The 18,300-nt window shown below is 50.3% G+C and carries 13 protein-coding genes; 5 read left to right on the top strand and 8 right to left on the bottom strand.

What is annotated here, in order from left to right; translation table 11 throughout:
* Positions 1-102: 102 nt before the first annotated feature.
* Positions 103-1,014 (top strand): DUF4349 domain-containing protein, encoded by a 912-nt coding sequence (locus tag H6G89_RS06045; RefSeq protein WP_190504414.1) that lies wholly within the window; start codon positions 103-105, stop codon positions 1,012-1,014.
* Between the two features lie 85 nt (positions 1,015-1,099).
* Here the strand turns inward: H6G89_RS06045 and H6G89_RS06040 are convergent, their stop codons facing one another.
* A complete protein-coding gene (locus H6G89_RS06040) occupies positions 1,100-1,339 on the bottom strand; it encodes a hypothetical protein (protein ID WP_190504413.1) in 240 nt (79 codons plus the stop codon).
* 155 nt (positions 1,340-1,494) lie between these two features.
* Between H6G89_RS06040 and H6G89_RS06035 the strand changes: the two genes are divergently transcribed.
* Positions 1,495-2,064 carry a DUF1802 family protein gene (locus tag H6G89_RS06035; RefSeq protein WP_190504412.1) on the top strand — a complete coding sequence of 190 codons (570 nt, stop codon included), beginning with the start codon at positions 1,495-1,497 and terminating at the stop codon, positions 2,062-2,064.
* A 132-nt stretch (positions 2,065-2,196) separates the two neighbouring features.
* Here H6G89_RS06035 and H6G89_RS06030 read toward each other — a convergent pair whose 3' ends face one another.
* Positions 2,197-2,568 (bottom strand): metal-sensing transcriptional repressor, encoded by a 372-nt coding sequence (locus H6G89_RS06030; protein WP_190504411.1) that lies wholly within the window; start codon positions 2,566-2,568, stop codon positions 2,197-2,199.
* Between the two features lie 242 nt (positions 2,569-2,810).
* On the opposite strand from H6G89_RS06030, the gene H6G89_RS06025 reads away from it, so the two are divergent.
* Entirely contained in the window at positions 2,811-4,043 is a 1,233-nt protein-coding gene (locus H6G89_RS06025; RefSeq protein WP_190504410.1) for an HhoA/HhoB/HtrA family serine endopeptidase, read from the top strand.
* A 156-nt stretch (positions 4,044-4,199) separates the two neighbouring features.
* On the opposite strand, the gene H6G89_RS35615 is transcribed toward H6G89_RS06025, so the two are convergent.
* The 4 genes from H6G89_RS35615 to H6G89_RS06015 all read right to left on the bottom strand — a co-directional run bounded on the left by H6G89_RS35615 (position 4,200) and on the right by H6G89_RS06015 (position 9,334).
* Positions 4,200-4,325: a hypothetical protein gene (locus H6G89_RS35615; RefSeq protein WP_255519381.1), complete on the bottom strand. Its 126-nt coding sequence runs from the start codon at positions 4,323-4,325 to the stop codon at positions 4,200-4,202.
* Between the two features lie 86 nt (positions 4,326-4,411).
* Positions 4,412-5,818, bottom strand: a complete 1,407-nt coding sequence (locus H6G89_RS06020; protein ID WP_242059843.1) for an MATE family efflux transporter — start codon at positions 5,816-5,818, stop codon at positions 4,412-4,414.
* A gap of 55 nt (positions 5,819-5,873) precedes the next feature.
* Complete coding sequence (locus tag H6G89_RS35610; protein ID WP_255519380.1) at positions 5,874-6,002, bottom strand: hypothetical protein; 129 nt, start codon at positions 6,000-6,002, stop codon at positions 5,874-5,876.
* A gap of 677 nt (positions 6,003-6,679) precedes the next feature.
* Positions 6,680-9,334 (bottom strand): DEAD/DEAH box helicase, encoded by a 2,655-nt coding sequence (locus H6G89_RS06015; protein WP_190504409.1) that lies wholly within the window; start codon positions 9,332-9,334, stop codon positions 6,680-6,682.
* A gap of 628 nt (positions 9,335-9,962) precedes the next feature.
* Here H6G89_RS06015 and H6G89_RS06010 point away from each other — a divergent pair.
* Positions 9,963-14,111 carry a TIR domain-containing protein gene (locus H6G89_RS06010; RefSeq protein ID WP_190504408.1) on the top strand — a complete coding sequence of 1,383 codons (4,149 nt, stop codon included), beginning with the start codon at positions 9,963-9,965 and terminating at the stop codon, positions 14,109-14,111.
* Positions 14,112-14,512: 401 nt separating this feature from the next.
* Here H6G89_RS06010 and H6G89_RS06005 read toward each other — a convergent pair whose 3' ends face one another.
* A complete protein-coding gene (locus H6G89_RS06005) occupies positions 14,513-16,762 on the bottom strand; it encodes a putative bifunctional diguanylate cyclase/phosphodiesterase (RefSeq protein ID WP_190504407.1) in 2,250 nt (749 codons plus the stop codon).
* Positions 16,763-17,110: 348 nt separating this feature from the next.
* Here H6G89_RS06005 and H6G89_RS06000 point away from each other — a divergent pair, with 348 nt between their 5' ends.
* Entirely contained in the window at positions 17,111-17,704 is a 594-nt protein-coding gene (locus tag H6G89_RS06000; protein ID WP_190504406.1) for a rhomboid family intramembrane serine protease, read from the top strand.
* Positions 17,705-17,751: 47 nt separating this feature from the next.
* Here H6G89_RS06000 and H6G89_RS05995 read toward each other — a convergent pair whose 3' ends face one another.
* Complete coding sequence (locus tag H6G89_RS05995) at positions 17,752-18,156, bottom strand: transposase (protein WP_190504405.1); 405 nt, start codon at positions 18,154-18,156, stop codon at positions 17,752-17,754.
* Positions 18,157-18,300: the final 144 nt, after the last annotated feature.

The raw sequence follows: 18,300 nt of genomic DNA, 5'->3' as shown, positions 1-18,300 counted from the left end.
TAGTCATAACGCTTGACAGAAAACTGTTGCGTAAATTGTAACTGTCTGGGTGTGGTTAGATCAGGCGGCCATACTACAACAAGAGCTTGTGGAGTTTCTGTCATGAATCGTGCTCATCCCATTCGATTTCAACCTGCGTTAGTGTTCACTGCCCTGCTTGGAGGGTTGGTTTTAAGTAGTTGTGGTGCTCCTGTGCCGATGTCCGAGTCGGGGTCAAGTGTGCAACAGCAGACCGTGGGTGAAGCGGCTCCGGCTGCGGCTGATGCTCCGGTTGATAATTCCGTTGTAGCAGCTGCAACTGAGGTGCCACGATCGCTCCCCCAATTGATTAAAACGGCTGAACTGTCGATCGCAGTTGACTCCGTGGAAAAGAGCATTGATGCAGCTACGGCGATCGCTGCTCAGCAACGGGGCGATGTCCTGGGTTTACAGGACAACTCACCCACCGATAGTCGTCAAAATGCTTACATGCAACTGCGAGTGCCGCAAGAGAAGCTAGAAGCAACATTAAACGCGCTGGCAGGGTTGGGTACCGTACAACGCCAATCCATCATGGCTGAAGATGTCTCCAATCAACTCGTAGATTTTCAGGCACGGCTGCGCAATCTGCAAAAAACAGAGGAGATGCTGCTCGACATCATGGAGCGATCGGGCAGTGTGGGCGATGTGCTAAAGGTGGCGCAGGAATTGAGCAACGTGCGAAACTCCATTGAACAAATCGACGCCCAACTCAAAGATCTGCAAAATCGAGTCGCTTACTCAACCATTAACCTCAATTTGGAAGGAGCGATCGCCTCAAATTCACCCGACCGCACGGTCGGAACTCAGCTTGGTGAAACCTGGCAACGCTCGACGCAATCTCTGAGGGAGTTAACGGTTGATCTGCTGCAACTTGGCATCTGGTTAATGGTGTATAGCCCTTACCTGTTGGTGATTGCAGGAATTGCCTATGGCTACAAGCGGTTGAAGCATCGTAAGCAGGCGATCGCGCCTGAGCAATCGATCGCCGATTAGGGGGTGTAGCAGGCAACGCTAAAGGATGAAAGCTAAAGGATGAAAGACATTCCCTTCATCCTTCATCCTTTAGCCCTTATCCTAATTATCTAAAGCACTTCACTCGGTGCCACTGCTTGTTGTCATCCTGACAGTAATAGCAGCCTTCCCACCAAATGCACTGTCCATAATCTGTCTCAACCAGATGGCTCTTACCCGGTTGCTCGTTGCCCAATAGATCCATCAATTCGTCTTTGCGATCGGCAGCCTGAGCGGCAATCTGATTTAGGGTTTTTTGTAATTCTTGAGAGATTAAATTATCGGTAGCTATGATGTTGCGTTTCACCGGATGTACCTCTTGTGAACTGTAGGAACATTTAACCTGCTTCTTCACAGAAGCGGCTCATGTTACTGGATAATTTCATCATTATTTATCTATACATATCATTACTTCATAGATAGGTATCTGGTTTCCGGAGGATATGTAGCGGGAGGTTGAGTATGAATGCTGCCCTCAAAGAATGGGCGATCGCAGTAGAGGCATTGACCCAGGGCAAAACGATTTTGTTGCTCCGAAAAGGCGGTATCCGAGAGGAGCGGGGACGGTTCACCGTCGCCCATCATCAGGTGTGGCTTTATCCCACCTATGAACATCAGCAGCCCAATTTGTTGAAATCGCCCTACGACCAGCAGGTACAACCCGTTCCGTCTGGGTGGCATCCAGAGCAGGTCGTGTTGACATCCTGGGCAGAGATCACCCATGTTCTCCCCATTCAACAGGAGGCAGCTGTGCAAGCCCTCCTGCCGTTTCACATTTGGAATGAGGCGTGGGTAAGCGATCGCCTGCGATGGAAGCCCCAACAACCGTTGTATGGGTTATTACTGCGGGTTCACGCCCTGGAAACTCCCCTGACGGTTCCCTATCATTCTGATTACGGGGGCTGCAAATCCTGGATTGAGCTACCGACCAGCTTCACGAATGCAAAGGCTCAAGCCGTTCTTACAGATGCGTCTTATCAAGATGTTGTCAGCCAGATTCAGCAGATCGTGGGAATAGGAGAGAAAGAATAAACCATGGCAGATGGAGGCGATCGCACAAAAAATTAGGCAAGGGCGTTTCGTGAAACATCCCTGCCGTGAAATCAATGGTTATGTGGCATATCCAGCTTAAGCAACGCCCAAGTCTTTACGCCTATTGGTTAGTTAATGCAAAAACCGATCGAGGGCTGATTTCAGTTCTGCGATTTCGGTTTGAATATTACCCTCTTTCGCTGCACGGGCAACGCATTCAGTCAGGTGTTCGTCCAAAATAATGCGAGCGACGCGATCGAGTGCGCCCCGCACAGCGGCAACCTGCACCAACACATCCGGGCAGGGACGGCTCTCTTGCACCATGGTTTTGATGCCTCGAATATGTCCTTCAATTCGTGACAGACGATTAATAATCTGGCGCAGCGACTCTTCACTATGCACATGGGGATGGACTGCATCTTCGCCATGGGTGTGGCTATGGTCAGCATGACTGGGATCGGAATGGCTATGAGCAGAAGGCAGCGGGAGTTCGGAGGTTGCCATGAAGCTAAAAAATGAAGGACGTTAGGGATTCATTTCAGACAAGGTGGGGGCATATGCTCAAAAGCCTTTTCCCTCCGACCTTTGCTGAAGAAGAATTAACCCATCGCCTCTCATTCTAAACTTAAATTTTGCATGAGTCCTAAACATTACTAAGGATGTCATGACCCTACACAGCAACTCTGACAAGACGCTTATTCAGTAGGTAAAATTTAAAGCAAAACCTCGTTACGCCGTTACACCACATGATGACTCGTATCTTTGCGATTCTTCTGGGACTGGTTTTGGCATTCAGTCCAGTTCACGTGTCACCCGCATGGGCAGTAGCTCTGCCAGTGTTCAATCACCTGTCAGCGTTGCCTCATGCCCCATTAACATCTGTTTTGGCTGATGTATCGACTTCAGCCATGTCTGATCAACTGATTGCACAGGCTCCAGCCGCAACCAGCAGCACGACTAGTTTTGTGGCCGCCGCCGTCAACCGAGTCGGGGCAGCCGTCGTTCGGATTGACACTGAACGGACTATTACCCGCAACCCCGATCCCTTCTTCAATGACCCCTTTTTCCGCCGCTTCTTTGGGGATGATGTATTTCCCCAGGGACCTTATGAAGAGCGTCTGCGGGGTCAGGGGTCAGGGTTCATCGTCAGCGGCGATGGCATTGTGTTGACCAATGCTCACGTTGTGGATAATGCCGATCGCGTCACGGTGAGGCTCAAAGATGGTCGCCAATTTGAAGGCGAAGTGCGGGGAGCCGACGAAGTCACCGATTTGGCAGTGGTCAAAATTAACGCAACTGATCTACCAACTGCACCTCTGGGCGATTCTGATCAAGTCCAGGTGGGAGATTGGGCGATCGCGGTGGGTAATCCCCTGGGACTCGACAATACCGTTACTCTGGGCATCGTCAGCACCCTCAACCGCCCCAGTTCTCTCGTAGGGATTCCTGACAAGCGGGTTGAATTCATTCAAACCGATGCAGCGATCAACCCCGGAAACTCAGGCGGACCCTTGCTCAACGCCCAGGGTGAGGTGATTGGTATCAATACCGCGATTCGTGCCAACGCCATGGGGATTGGGTTTGCAATTCCTGTGAATCAAGCCAAGGAAATCACCGCCCGTCTCGCGCGGGGCGAACAGATTGTGCATCCCTATCTGGGTGTGCAAATCGCCACATTGACTCCAGAACTCGCCAAAGAAAACAACGACGACCCGAACGCAACGGTCATTCTGCCTGAAGTCAACGGAGTGCTGGTAGTGGGCGTTGTTCCCAACTCACCCGCCGCCCAAGGGGGACTGCGACGCGGGGACGTGATTACCCAGATTGATAATCGGGCTGTCACCACTGCCGAGCAATTGCAGGACACCGTTGAGCGTAGCCAGTTGGGGCAAGCTCTGCGACTCACCATCAGACGGGGCGATCGCACCCAACAACTCTCAGTGCGGACGGCAGAACTATCTCCTGAACAGAGAAGATAAGGAAAGGGAGAAGAGAGAAAAAGGATAAAGGATGAAGGATGAAGGCTAAAGGATAAAGGATGAAGGCTAAAGGATAAGAGGTTGTCTCAAAAGCAGCATTTTGGCGACTAAAGTCAGAGCTACAAGAGCAAAGCTTGCCTCCGCAGGTTCAAAACCTTAGTCCGCGTCGGCGGACTTCGCTCCAATAGCCGTGAATTCATTCGCCGGGTTCAGTCTCCAATCACTAGATGCACCCACCAATGACGATTGACCATTGACCATTGACCATTGACCATTGACCATTGACCATTGACGCTCTTCTTTTATCCTCTATCACTTATCCTTCATTACTCCACTTTTCTCCTGCCCTTTTCACCCTTCAATACGATTTAGTACAGACGCGGATGAATCGCGTCTCTTTTTTTGTCTTCCTCCGGTGACACCAGGCTATGAAATCGCCAGGTCAAAACAATAGCAGCGATCGCCAGTCCCAATGCCAAGCCGACCCACAGACCAACTCCCCCCAGTTCTCCTTGCAGCCCCAGCAGGTAGCCACTGGTTAGACCAATGCCCCAATAGGCGATGACTCCAATCAGCATCGGGATTCGGGTGTCTTTTAAGCCCCGCAGCGCACCAGCGGCGATCGCCTGAATCCCATCGACGATTTGAAACAGGGCAGCGACGCCTAACAGTGAGGTGGCAATGCTGATCACAGGTGAGTTGGCAGGATCATTGAGATTGAGGTAGAGGGAAACAATGCTTCTGGGAGAAGTCCACATCAGCACTCCCATAGTTGCCATAAACAGCGCACCGATACTGATGCCGACATAGCCTGCCAGTCGCGCCCCCTGAGGGTTGCCCTGCCCAATCAATTGCCCCACCCGTACTGTTGTTGCCAGCGAGATTCCCATTGGCACCATAAACGTCAGCGCAGCGGTTTGTAGGGCGATTTGGTGGGCAGCCAGGGTGGTTGTTCCCAACGTCCCCATGAGGAAGGTGGTAATGGTGAACAGCCCTGCCTCCACGGCGTACAACACTCCAATTGGCACTCCTACTCCAATCAAGTCTCGAAACCCCTTCCAATCAAATTGATGTAGATGGCGAAACAGCCCACAGGACAGGAGGACAGGTTGAGTTTGAATGTAGAGAATTAACGCAATTAACGCGAGCCAGAACGAAAGGCTACTGGCTAAGCCAATTCCCGTTAAACCCATGGCAGGCAAACCAAATTTGCCAAACATCAAGACATAGTTAGCCCCCACGTTAAACAGAGTGCCACCAAGGGTGATCAGCAACACGGGACGGGGACGCGACAATGCCGTGACCGTACTTCTAAACGCCGCAAATACCAACGCTGGCAAAAATCCCCAGGCGATCGCCCTGAGATATCCCTGCGTCAACACCACCGTGCTTTCGGCTTGCCCAAATCGGCTCATCAGGGAGCCTACATTCCAAAGCAACAGCGTAATGGGTAACGCTAACAAAACCGCTAACCACACTCCCTGAGCCGTGATTCGACCGACTTTTTCGAGTCTCCCGGCTCCATAGGCTTCTGCAACCAGCGGACTGACGGCTGAGACGATTCCGGTGCTGACAATCAGCAACACTCCAAAGGATGCGGCTCCCAGTCCTCCTGCTGCCAACGTTTCACTCCCTAGCAGACCCATCATAACGGTATCTGCAAACGAAGTCGCTGCCTGGGCTAGCTGTGCCCCAGCCAATGGCACAGCCAAAATTAGACAGGCATTAATTTCTGATTTAAGCCGAGTGATATCCATCATCTTTGTGCGACACATCAAGCTGCACCCTGGCTAGCTATTAACTGTCCATCACTGATCTCTTCTTTTAGTATCAACGGACACTGTGTTGATCTAGCCTATGTGCTTTGCAGCCTGTGTACTGTACCTGACGATGCGATCGCTCTACTTCCCCCGGTGGCATCATCCAGTCGTAGGAACCAGCCAGAACAGCCTGAAACACAAAACAGTATTATGGGGAGAAAAATAATACACGTTAGGTCTTCAAAGAAAACCTACCTTTAGTTAGAGATGTTAAGGATAGAAATGTTGCTATAAAAACATTGGGAAATACACGAGTAGCCAACCCGGGTCAAACCGGGTTTTTTCTTTTTAAACGCGTGAATGCTCCAGTTTTACTGGCATAGAGCTTATAGCCCCTAGCGACAAGGCAGGCCGTAGAGAGGGGTGTCGGGGGTGGGAGAGTGAAGAGATGCGAGAGTAGGGGAAGGAAAGGATACTCAAATCTTGCACCAGTCTCCAGAAAAAGTATTTAACCTGAGTTCGGGATCAGAATTTTGGCGGTTCAAACCATAGCTACAAGAGCAAAACCGACCTGCGTCGGTTCATCAAAACCCGCCTCTTCCGGGGTCCGCGTTGGCGGACTTCGCTCTCATAGCCGCGAATTCGTTCGCCAGGTGTTTAACCCGAATTGACATTAGTTAGCCCCATGGGCGATCGCCCTGCCCCACCCTGAACTTGAGGTTTGAGCTAACAAAAGCAAGTCCCCTTCAGGAACTCCGAGCCAACAGAGCCGATCTTCAGTTCCTTTCAACGGGTTTTATTGTGTAAAACCTTTTTTCTTCCCCATTCCCCACACCCTACCCCCCATACCCCATTCCCCACTCATCCCCCACTTCCCTAACTCACACTCTCATTCACAGGGAAGCGATCGATCAGTTGAATGGCACGAATAGCATTTTGCTTTAGCCCAGAAGATAAGTGCGGCACGTAGGGAATCTGCGATAAAAAGTCGAGGGTGCGACGCAGAATTCGGACAACATCCCCTTCGTCCAGACTCGTGTTACTGCACAAGTCCACCCACGGTTCGCCCAGTGCCCATTGCTCCACTAATCCGACAAAGTCATATTCCAACCAGATAGGCAAGACGACTTGATGGCGACGCTGTAACTGAAAAAGTTGACGCCGAATACCACGCAAACCTTCTAGAGCTTCTTCCACTTCGCCAGAGGGATCATAGTTTGTCCAGCTATCGGGACGAGAGACTTCCGTTACCAGAGCCGCGCAAGCTGCTGCCAGATGGTGAGGATCGAGCGCATCCAATTCACCAGATGCCAGCGATAGCCCTAGCCACAGTTCGTTATCCCCGCGAATAGCAGCCGCAATTTGCCCCAGATCGGTAGGTTGAACATCGATCAGGCAATTGAACTGTTGCAGGATGTCCATCAGGCTGAGAAATTCTTGCCAATAGCGTTGGGTTTGTTTGCCCAGCTTTTGTTGGCGATCGCTCAGTTCTGACTGAATTCGCGCAATCCGCTTTTGTTGCTTCACCAACTTACCCGGATTGCCCCACTGATGGGCAGGATGGGAGGTGATTTGCGACTCTACCATCGTGACCCGTTCCAGTTGGTCTTTGACTTCGGGCGAGAAGTCAGCCGCAGAGGGGGGTTGGGGAATCTGGTAAGCGATCGCCTCTGTCTCGGCTTGTCCCGACCAGGTTTGCCCCGGTCGCAGGGCAAGCTCGATCGGAGGAGTCAGGTGATCAGCCGCCACTAAACGAGGAAACTCGGCGTGGAGTCCTACCACATCTGAAACCGTCACCACTCGCCAGATGTTATCTTTGCCCAGACAGACCAGATAGGGAAACTGCCCTGAACCCGGCACCTTGGCTACCAACACCGCTGGCAACGGATCGTGAACGGGGACATGTTTGCCCTTGAGACTGAGTACTGTTCCGGCGATCGCAAACGGCAACGCAGTAGATAGTTCATGGCTCTGCAACTCCTGCGCCTGATGTTGCAAGATCTTGAGCAAACGACGCTCTTCTTTGAGTCGTTCGTGCAGCTTTTCGTAATTAGCTAGCAAGGCGGAATCAGCATAAGCCAGTTGGGCTTGCTGATGTTCCAGTTCGGCTTCCAGTCGCTCAATTTCCTGTTGTTGCGGCTTGAGATACAGCGTTGCTAAGTACTGCCCAAAGCTCCGCTCAATCAAGGCTTTCGCCTCTTCTAACGTATGGGTTTGCAACAAGTTGAGCACCATGCCATAGCTGGGGCTAAATTGGCTAATCAGGGGATCGGCTCCCGATGTTGCCAGGTAAGCCGCTTCAGGCGCACCCTCAAAGCGGTTTTGTACCGTGACGACATAGCCCACCTGATCCATACCGCGTCGTCCTGCCCGTCCTGCCATTTGCAGAAACTCAGACGCATTCAGCAGGCGATGTCCCCGATCCGTGCGCTTAGACAAACTGGAGATCACCGTCGTACGGGCAGGCATATTGATCCCCGCTGCCAGCGTTTCCGTCGCAAAGACCACCTTAATCAAGCCCTGTTGAAATAGCTCCTCCACTAAACCCTTCCACGCAGGTAGAATTCCGGCATGATGTGCGGCGATGCCTCGATACAACGGCTCTAATTGCCCACTGCGACTGACTTCTGGATTTCGTGCCAGAAATTCATCAATTTGTACTTTCAGGTTAGCTGCTTCCGCTTCATTCACCAGCGAGAGGCGATCGAGTTCGTTAATTGCCTGGTCACAACCACGCCGACTAAAGATGAAATAGATGGCAGGCAACATATCGCGTTGTTGCAACTGACCAATCACCGACACCAAACTGGGAGCTTCTTGTTTGCCTCGGGGTTTCCCTCCCTTGGGCTTGAGTCGGGGGTTAATGCCCTTACCATCAGGGTTGAGCAGCGGAAACAATCCCTTGGGGTTGGAGAACAAAAATTGCAGTGGAACAGGGCGAAAGTCGGAATAGATTAACTCGGTGGGACCATGAACCTGATCGATCCAATCGGTTAACTGCTGACTGTTTGCCACCGTTGCCGACAGAGCCACCAGTTGCACCTCATGCGGGCAGTAGATGATGGACTCTTCCCACACGGTTCCCCGTTGGCGATCGTTCATGTAGTGGCATTCATCCAGCACCACTGCCTCAACATCCACGAGTGATGTCCCCACCTGCCCGATGGGAGTGCCATAGAGCATGTTGCGGAAGATTTCAGTGGTCATCACCAGGACGGGTGCCTCCCGGTTCACTGAGACATCCCCCGTCAATAGCCCTACTTGCTCCGCCCCAAATTGCTCCCGAAAGTCGCGGAGTTTCTGATTGGACAGTGCCTTCAACGGGGTAGTGTAAAAGACCCGTTTGTTTCTCGCCAGTGCCCGATAGATGGCATATTCCCCAATCAGAGTCTTGCCAGAACCCGTCGGCGCACAGACCACAACGGATTTGTTGGCATTGAGGGCAGCGATCGCCTGCTGCTGAAACCTATCTAAATCAAAGGGAAACAGGCGATCGAGGTCGATTTCGTAAGGAGTAGAAGAAACGTTCACAAATGAGGGACACTACCACACTAAATGATTGAAGATCAAAACTCTGCTATGGGAAATAAACTCCCGAATTCAGACCTACATTGACTTAATTTTTAATCAACTTATTTTTAATCATAAGTCCGATTGCTTTTTTCGCGATTCTATATAGCTTGACAGAATCGACAAACTTTACTAAGTCTAACGCGATCGCCCAAAGTACCCTAGTATCAGGATGATTCAAAGAGTTTTTTGGGTTCAGACACATTCACACGCCCTTATCCTCTGCCCTGTCTAGCGACACCGGGAAGGGTTTGTAGTTTTGAGGTCTGATTCACCTGATTGATTGACAAAAGTAATGAGTTCTGGACAGAACCTTTTCTGAGGTGTTGCTGATCTTGGGGATGAATGAGTCGCGAGCAGGATGCTCGCACTGGTTTAAACGATTCACCTGAAAGGAGTGTGAGCGAGACGCTCACGTCTGTATCAAAATAATCATCCCTCTATTCAGCAAAGCCCCTTTTCTGATTGTTGATAGAGTTAACCGACTGTATTAATCGTTGTTGATTGGAAAATTCTTAAAAATTCCTCTTCCACTAAAAAAGAGAGCTATTCTACTGCCAAAGCATCTATCGATGAGTAAGGCAGTACCATGCAGCAGTTTTACGATGCATTTATCTCCTATGGACGGGTTGATAGCAAAGCCTTTGCGGCTCGGTTGCATCGTCGTTTAACGGAATATGGTTTGAATGTTTGGTTTGACTTTGAAGACATTCCATTAGGAGTGGATTATCAGAAACAAATTGATGATGGCATCGAACGGACTGACAACTTTCTGTTCATCATCTCACCCCATTCTGTGAATTCGCCGCACTGTCACTTGGAGATTGAGTTAGCCCTTAGATATCAAAAGCGGATTATTCCGCTACTCCATGTCGAGAGAATCAGTTACGATACCTGGCGGCAACGCAATCCCAATGGAACTGCGCAAGAGTGGGCAGAGTATCAGACAAAGGGATTGCATGACTACTTTCAAAATATGCATCCTGTGCTGCAAAAGATTAACTGGGTCTATATGCGGGAGGGACAGGATGATTTTGAAGCGGCTTTTACGGGATTGCTTAACATCTTCGATCGCCACAGAGACTATGTTCATCAGCACACGCTACTTTTAGCAAAAGCACTGGAATGGCAGCAAAACCAGAAGCGATCGCCCTATCTACTCATCGGTGAAGAACGGCTCCAGGCGGAGGAGTGGCTTAAGGTGCGGTTTACGGATGCACAACCGCCCTGTTCGCCAACCGATCTGCATTGTGAGTTCATTGCGGAGAGTCGCAAGAATGCCAACAACTTGATGACGGATGTGTTTCTGGCGTATGCCGATATGGATCGAGCAACAGCCGTGCAAATCTGTAATAGTCTGCGACGAGAAGGATTGACCGTTTGGACAAACACAACGGATATTCAAGCGGGAGCAGCCTTTCAGCAGATTATCGATCGCGGCATTGAGGAAGCTGATAATGTGGTGTACTTGCTCTCATCTGCCGCAATTCAGTCACGCTGGTGTCAGCATGAACTGGACTATGCCCTGTCCCTCAACAAACGGATTATTCCGGTGTTGCTGGAGGCAGTTGCACCCCATCAAATTCCAACGAGTTTGCGAAACTTGCAATACATTGATCTGACGGACAATGTGCAAGCCACAGACTATCAGCAGGATGAAAGTCAGTTACTGCGAATTTTGCGACAGGATGCTGCCTATCACGAAACCCACAAACTGTTGCTGACTAAAGCATTAAAGTGGGAACGCCAGCAGCAAAATCCTACCCTGTTGCTGCGAGGCTATAACCTGCGCCACGCAGAAGCCTGGTTGAAGATGGCAAAGCAAAGTGCGGTTTACCCTGTATTACCATTGCAGGAAACCTTCGTTACCGAAAGCCTGCGCCAACCACCCGGCATTTCGCTGGATGTCTTTATTTCTTACTCGCGGGTGGATTCAGGATTTGCCCGCAAGCTGAATGATGCGTTGCAAAGTCACGGCAAACGCACCTGGTTTGACCAGGAAAGCATTGCAGCGGGAACGGTGGATTTTCAGCAGGAGATTTACAAAGGCATTGAAAGTTCGGATACGTTTTTGTTTGTGCTGTCGCCTCGATCGGTCACATCGCCCTATTGCGCGGATGAGGTGGAATATGCTGCACGACTCAACAAACGCTTCGTCACCCTGCTCCATCAACCCATCGACCCATCCACCCTCCACCCCGAACTGGCAAAGGTGCAGTGGCTCGACTTTAACCAGCGAGAAGGCGATTTTTCAGCTAATTTCACTGAATTGCTGCGAATCCTCGATACCGATACGGAGCATCTACATGCCCATACGCGATTACTGATGCGGGCGATCGAGTGGGACAGTAAGGGGCGCAAAGAGAGTTTGCTGTTACGCGGCGATGACCTGGAGCAGGCGGAGCAGTGGTTGGCACAAAGCGTGGGCAAGGAACCCAAACCCACCGAACTTCAGCAGAGCTATGTGGCAACCAGTCGCACGGTTGAGGAAGCACAAAACCGGGCAACCCAAATTTTGCAGGCAGCCGCTAAAAAGGGCGAACAGGCGGAACAGAAGTTACAGGAAGCCGAACGATCCTTACAGGAAGCAACTGCTAAGGGACGGCGACGCTTGCTGATTGGGACGATCGCTGGGGCGATCGGGTTAGTTATTGCCGGGGTCGCTGGGTTTGCGGCTGTTCGAGCTGAAACCAAAATCAGGATGGCAGAAGTACGATTGCAAACCACTGCATCCAACGAAAAATTCCTATCTGGGCAAGCATTCCAGGGGTTACTGCTTGCCCTTCAGTCAGGACAGACAATGCGTACCCAATTTCAAAGCGGTAGTTCGGAGCGGGAAGTATTACAGTCCTTTATCGTGGCAGTGTTACAGCAAGCAGTCAATGGAGTCAGTGAGATGAATACCCTACCAGGGTATAGAGGTAGGGGTATCCGTCTCAGCCCGGATGGCAAAACCCTAGCTTTTGGGAGTTATGACAACACCATCAAGCTCTGGAATATGGAAACAGGTCAAGAAATTGGCACTTTTGAAGGTCATCAGGCTGGGGTTAGCGTCGCCCATTTCAGTCCAGACGGCAAGACCCTGGCTTCTGGGAGCTTTGACAACACTATCAAGCTCTGGAATGTGGAAACAGGTCAAGAAATTGTTACTTTTGAAGGTCATCAGGCTGGGGTTAATAGCATTAGTTTCAGCCCGGATGGTAGAACTCTAGCGTCTGGAAGCGGGGACAACACCGTCAAGCTCTGGAATGTGGAAACGGGACAGGAAATTCACACCCTGCAAGGGCATCAAGATGTGGTTTTTAGTATCAGTTTCAGCCCAGATGGCAAGACTCTGGCCTCTGGGAGTGCTGATAACACCATCAAGCTCTGGAATGTGGAAACGGGACAGGAAATTCGTACCCTGCAAGGTTATCAAGGGGAGGTTCGTAACGTTAGTTTCAGCCCAGATGGCAAGACTCTGGCTTCTTTGGGGAGTGCTGATATTACTATTAAGCTTCAGAATTTAGAAACTGGAGAGATTCGCACCCTGCAAGGGCATCAAGATCTGGTTACTCACATCAGTTTCAGCCCGGATGGCAAGACTCTGGCTTCTGGGAGTTTTGACAGCACTATTAAGCTCTGGAATGTGGCAACTGGAAGAGATATTCGCACTTTGCGAGGGCATCAAGGTCTGATTACTAGCGTCAATTTCAGCCCAGATGGTAGGGTTCTGTTGTCCGGTAGTGCTGATAACACCATCAAGCTCTGGAATGTGGCAACCAGTGGGGAGGTTTCTACTCTGCGAGGGCATCAAAATGGGGTTACTAGCATCAGTTTCAGCTCGGACGGCAAAACTCTGGCATCTGGAAGTTATGACAGCACCATCAAGCTCTGGAATATGGAAACTGGGGAGGGAATTCGCACCATCCAAGGGGTAGGTTGGGGAGGTAACATTAGTTTCAGTCCAGATGGCAAGACCTTGGCTTCTTCTGGAAGTGACGACCACACCACCAAGCTCTGGAATGTGGAGACTGGGACAGAAATTCACAGTTTGCCAGGGCATGAAGCTTGGGTTTCTAGTATCAGCTTCAAACCGGATGGCAAGATCCTGGCTTCTGGGAGTTATGACAGCACCATCAAGCTCTGGAATGTGGAAACTGGTCAGGAAATTCGCACCCTCAAAGGTCATCAAAACCAGGTTTGGCATATCAGTTTCAGCCCGAATGGCAAGACTCTTGCCTCTAGTAGTATTGACAACAGCATCAAGCTTTGGAATGTGGAAACTGGTCAGGAAATTCGCACATTTCAAGAGGTAGGTTGGGTTGGTAGCATCAGTTTTAGTCCAGATGGCAAGACTCTGGCTTCTGGAGGTGATGACATCATTAAGCTCTGGGATGTGGAAACCGGGACAGAAATTCTTACCATTCGAGGGGCAAATGGGGTTAATAGTCTAAGTTTCAGCCCGGATGGTAAGACCCTCGCTTCTGGTAGTGGGGACGAGACTGTTAAGGTTTGGGATGCCGCTACGGGCAGACTCTTGCACACCCTAGAAGGTCATCAAGATGTGGTTACTAGCATCAGTTTTAGTCCTGATGGCAAGACGATCGCCTCTGCTAGTGGAGATGGCACTATCAAACTCTGGATCTGGGATTTCGATCGCCTGATGACAATGGGCTGTGATTGGATACAGCAGTATTTGAGCACCCGTCCTGATGAGCGTTATCTCTGTGATGGCTATTTGCCTCCGAATGAGTAAACCTACTCTTACTCAGTGAGCAGTGTGACAATGAGTTGTTAGAATGGGCGATTCCCAATCGAGAGGAGGTATTGCGATTGTTGGAAGGGGAGAGACGCGATTAATCGCGTCTGTACAAGAATTTTGCAGGTGGATGGGTAGATGGGGGCGATCGCCTCTAAATAAATAGAAATTAAACAAGTTCAATCTTTGGTAGGGACAGGTTTTGCCGTCAAATTTATGGCGCGGTGCAGATGGGTTTGCTACACCCACCTGTCCAGATTGCGGTTTTATAGCCGTAGCCACATGCGATGGGGTGAAGACGAGTCAGAAAGCTCCCCCAGCATCCGGGTTTGAGCCATTCGCTTTGTCCTAAGCTTTCTGACCAAGCTATATCAAATCCACCATCCTAAGGTGCTGCGTTAGCCAGAACATTGCTCATTTAACAGGTGGGTCGCTGACTCGCGATCCAGGGGTTTTGAGAAGAGATAACCCTGCCCATATTCACAGTTCATAAGCAGCAGTTGATCGGCTTGCTCTTGTGTTTCTACCCCTTCTGCGGTGACATCCATACCCAGGTTGTGAGCCAGTGACAAAATGGTTCTCACAATCTCTAAGCCATCATTGCTGGCTCCCATTTTGTTGACAAAAGAGCGATCGATTTTGAGGGTGTTGATGGGAAATCGAGGAAGATAGCTGAGTGACGAATAGCCTGTGCCGAAATCGTCGATCGCCAGTTGAATGCCGAGCGATCGCATCTGTCGCAACACGGCGACCACCGACGAAGCGTTATCCATCACCATACTTTCGGTTAGCTCTAACTTAAGGCTGGCTGGATCGAGCTGAGTTTCCTCCAAAATCTGTCGCGTTTGTTCTGTTAAGCCAGACATCGCAAATTGGCGACTAGAGAGATTCACGTTAATCGTCAGGGGTTTGCGATCGCCCAATTGTAGATGCCAGGAGCGCATTTGCTGACACGCCTCTCGCAGCACCCACCAGCCCAACTGCACAATCAATCCTGTCTCCTCTGCCATCGGCACAAACCGCACCGGAGAGATAAAGCCATGGTCAGGGTGTCGCCAGCGCAGCAATGCTTCAAACCCGGTGATTTGCCCAGTTGCTAAGCTAACGATCGGTTGATAGTGCAGCATCAACTCCTGATGTTCGTTCTTGGGGTTGCCAGTAGCAGCGATCGCCCGTCGCAAGTCATTTTCCAGTTGCAACCGTTCCAGCAGACGCAGGTGCATAGCCGCATCAAACACCTGATATCTGGCTCGACCGGAGGCTTTAGCCCGATGCATGGCGGTATCTGCATCGCGCATGATGTGTTCTGGGCGTTGATAGAGCGAAGAACTCATGGCAATGCCAATGCTGGCAGTGGTATAGACTTGATGACCATTCAGGTTAAACGGCAATGCCAGCAATTGTTGAACGTGATCTGCTGTGCGGGTTGCGTCCTTGAGGTCACTGATTTGATTCAACAGAATCACAAACTCATCCCCACTGATGCGGGCAATCACATTTTCAGCGGGCAAAAAAGAACGCAGACGTTGAGCCGCCGCAACTAAGAGGCGATCGCCAATCTCTCCTCCCAGGCTATTGTTGACCACCTTAAAGTGATCCAGATCGAGCCAGAGCACCGCAAACGCCACACTAGGATATTGCTGAGTCACCGCGATCGCCTCACGCAACCGCTCCATAAACAAAGCTCGATTGGGCAATTCTGTCAGGACATCATAGAAAGCATTGCGATGCAGCTTATCGTCTGCCTCTTTGCGGGCGGTGATATCCATTTGACACCCTGCAAGGCGGTCGGCTTCCCCGGCATTGTTTCGCACGGCTAATGCCTGACTCAGCACCCACCGATAGGAGCCATCCTCATGGCGCATCCGATATTCCCGCTCAAATCGGTTTGTTTTGCCCTCCAGATGCAGGCTGATTGCCTCCTTAAGGGACAACAAATCATCCGGATGGACGCGGCTAAACCAGGCTTGTGACGAGAGTGCAATGGAGGGAGGTTGGGCGATCGTCCTGGGCGATATGGCGATTTCGTTGGCATCCTGCAAACTGTTGCAGCCCAGCATGGCTAGCCAACGTGGTGACACATAAAACTGGTCGTTGTGAAAGTGCCAGTCCCACAATCCCTGGTTTGCCGCCTGAATGGCCAGGGTATATCGCTCCTCGTTTTGTTGAAGGTGTTGGACTGTGGCTTTCAATGTGCGATATTCTTCTGTGATCAAACTCACGACCTGAGTCAATATCAACACCATCAAGGGAGCAACGACGGGCAGCCAATAACCCGTGTAAAACGCTAACAAACTGAAGGCACACCAGGCGATCGCAATCAGCAAAACATCTATCCATCGGCGATCGCGGAGCAATGACGTCCGCCAGAGACTAAACCCCAGACCCATTCCTAACACCAGAATAGGCAACCAACCGGGTTGCCCCCCATTGCCCATCTCTAAACCTGGATGACCCAGCGGTAATAAACGGTGAACCTCCACCCAGAGCGCATGAGCTAGAGCTTCAAAGGGATGCCACACGCCCAAAAAGAGTAAACCAATGACTACAAAAGCCGCGATCGCCCCCGGTAAGAACCGCCATTTCAGCGTATCAAGGGCAAACCATTGAAAGCTAACTTGTGAACGCAACTCGTTACCCAAATTCAACCCGTTTCACCTCGTTTAAATGGGATGACGATTCGACCCACTGTTTACGTCAACTCAAGCACAGCGATCGCACGGACGCTAATGCTTGACATCTTGATGAACTGTGTTAAGGAGTAGACACCGATGTGTAAATTAGCTTTCCCTATTATGGTCTGCAAGCGATCGGATTGGCGAGAGGGAAAGGGGGGTGGAAGTGGAGAGAGTAGAGGAGTAAATACTGCATTACCTGACCCTTCATCCTTTTCTCTCTTCTTTTTTCCTTCTTCCTTCTTCTCCCTCCCTCCCACCTGATCACCCCTCTACTCGGTTCCCTTGATATGATGACTGTATAGACCCAGAGGTTAATCCATGAGTAACGAAGCCAAAGAAATTGCCCGTGAGTTACGAACCCAGGTTGTGATTTTGGGTGGTTTGATTACACTAATGTGGTTTTTAGAAATTGTGGATCAATTGACGGGTCGATCGCTCGACCGATTGGGTATTATTCCTCGGACAACCATTGGCTTGAGAGGGATTTTATTTGCACCATTGTTACATGGCAGCTTCACTCATTTGTTAGCTAACACAATTCCATTTTTGACGTTAGGATGGTTTGTCATGTTGCGCCGCACAAGTGATTTTTGGGTTGTTAGTGCGATCGCCATGGTAATTGGTGGGTTAGGCACCTGGTTAATTGGCGCACCTTTCACGGTTCACATTGGTGCCAGTGGTGTGATCTTTGGTTATCTGGGGTTTCTTCTATTTCGAGGTTATTTTGAGCGCAGTTTCATCGCCATTCTGCTCTCAGTTATTGTCGTTGTATTGTATGGCGGCTTAATTTGGGGTGTGCTTCCCGGTCGCATTGGTGTCTCGTGGGAAGGGCATTTGTTTGGCTTTATTGGTGGGGCGATCGCGGCTCGATTATTGGCTGAGCGCAAACCATCAGAACCCACGACGATCTGAAAGCAATTTGAAGCAATGGTTAGGTTAAGGCGATCGCGACTAAAAGTTCATCTACAGCCTTTCCATGTCTCTGGGTTTCGCACGATGTAGTTGCGAATTCGGTTCAAGATCAATTCATCTCGAATAATGTAGTCGTGAAATCGCGATTGCCATGCAAATTCTGGGGCGATCGGGCAGGTTTTAATGGATCGAGTTTCAAAGGTGCATCGTCCTTTGTACCAGCGGATGATTTTGCCTAATGAATGGCTAGACAACATGGGGTTATGTTTTCCGGTTATACCACCCCGATTTGTAGAAATTTTAATGGCAGGAATGGCAGGGGCAGGGATTTTGGCAGGGATAGGAATGTCAGGGGCAGGGACGCGATTAATCGCGTCCCCACGGTCTGTTTTATTGGCAATATTGATATCTGGGGAATTGATGACAATAATTCCATGAATGTGATTTGGCATAACCACAAATTGATCCAATTCAATATATGGAAACCGATTGGGAGGGTATGTCAAATAGATTGTGTCAAGGGTAAAAACTCAAGTTGGAAAGCGATCGCCGAATTCAATCGCGAAGCGATTGAGAGCAGGTTTCCAGTCACGAAT

The organism is Oscillatoria sp. FACHB-1407, assembly GCF_014697545.1.
GTDB lineage: Bacteria > Cyanobacteriota > Cyanobacteriia > Elainellales > Elainellaceae > FACHB-1407.
Note: the sequence above shows the minus strand (reverse complement) of the source record. Positions and strands in the feature narration are given on the sequence as shown.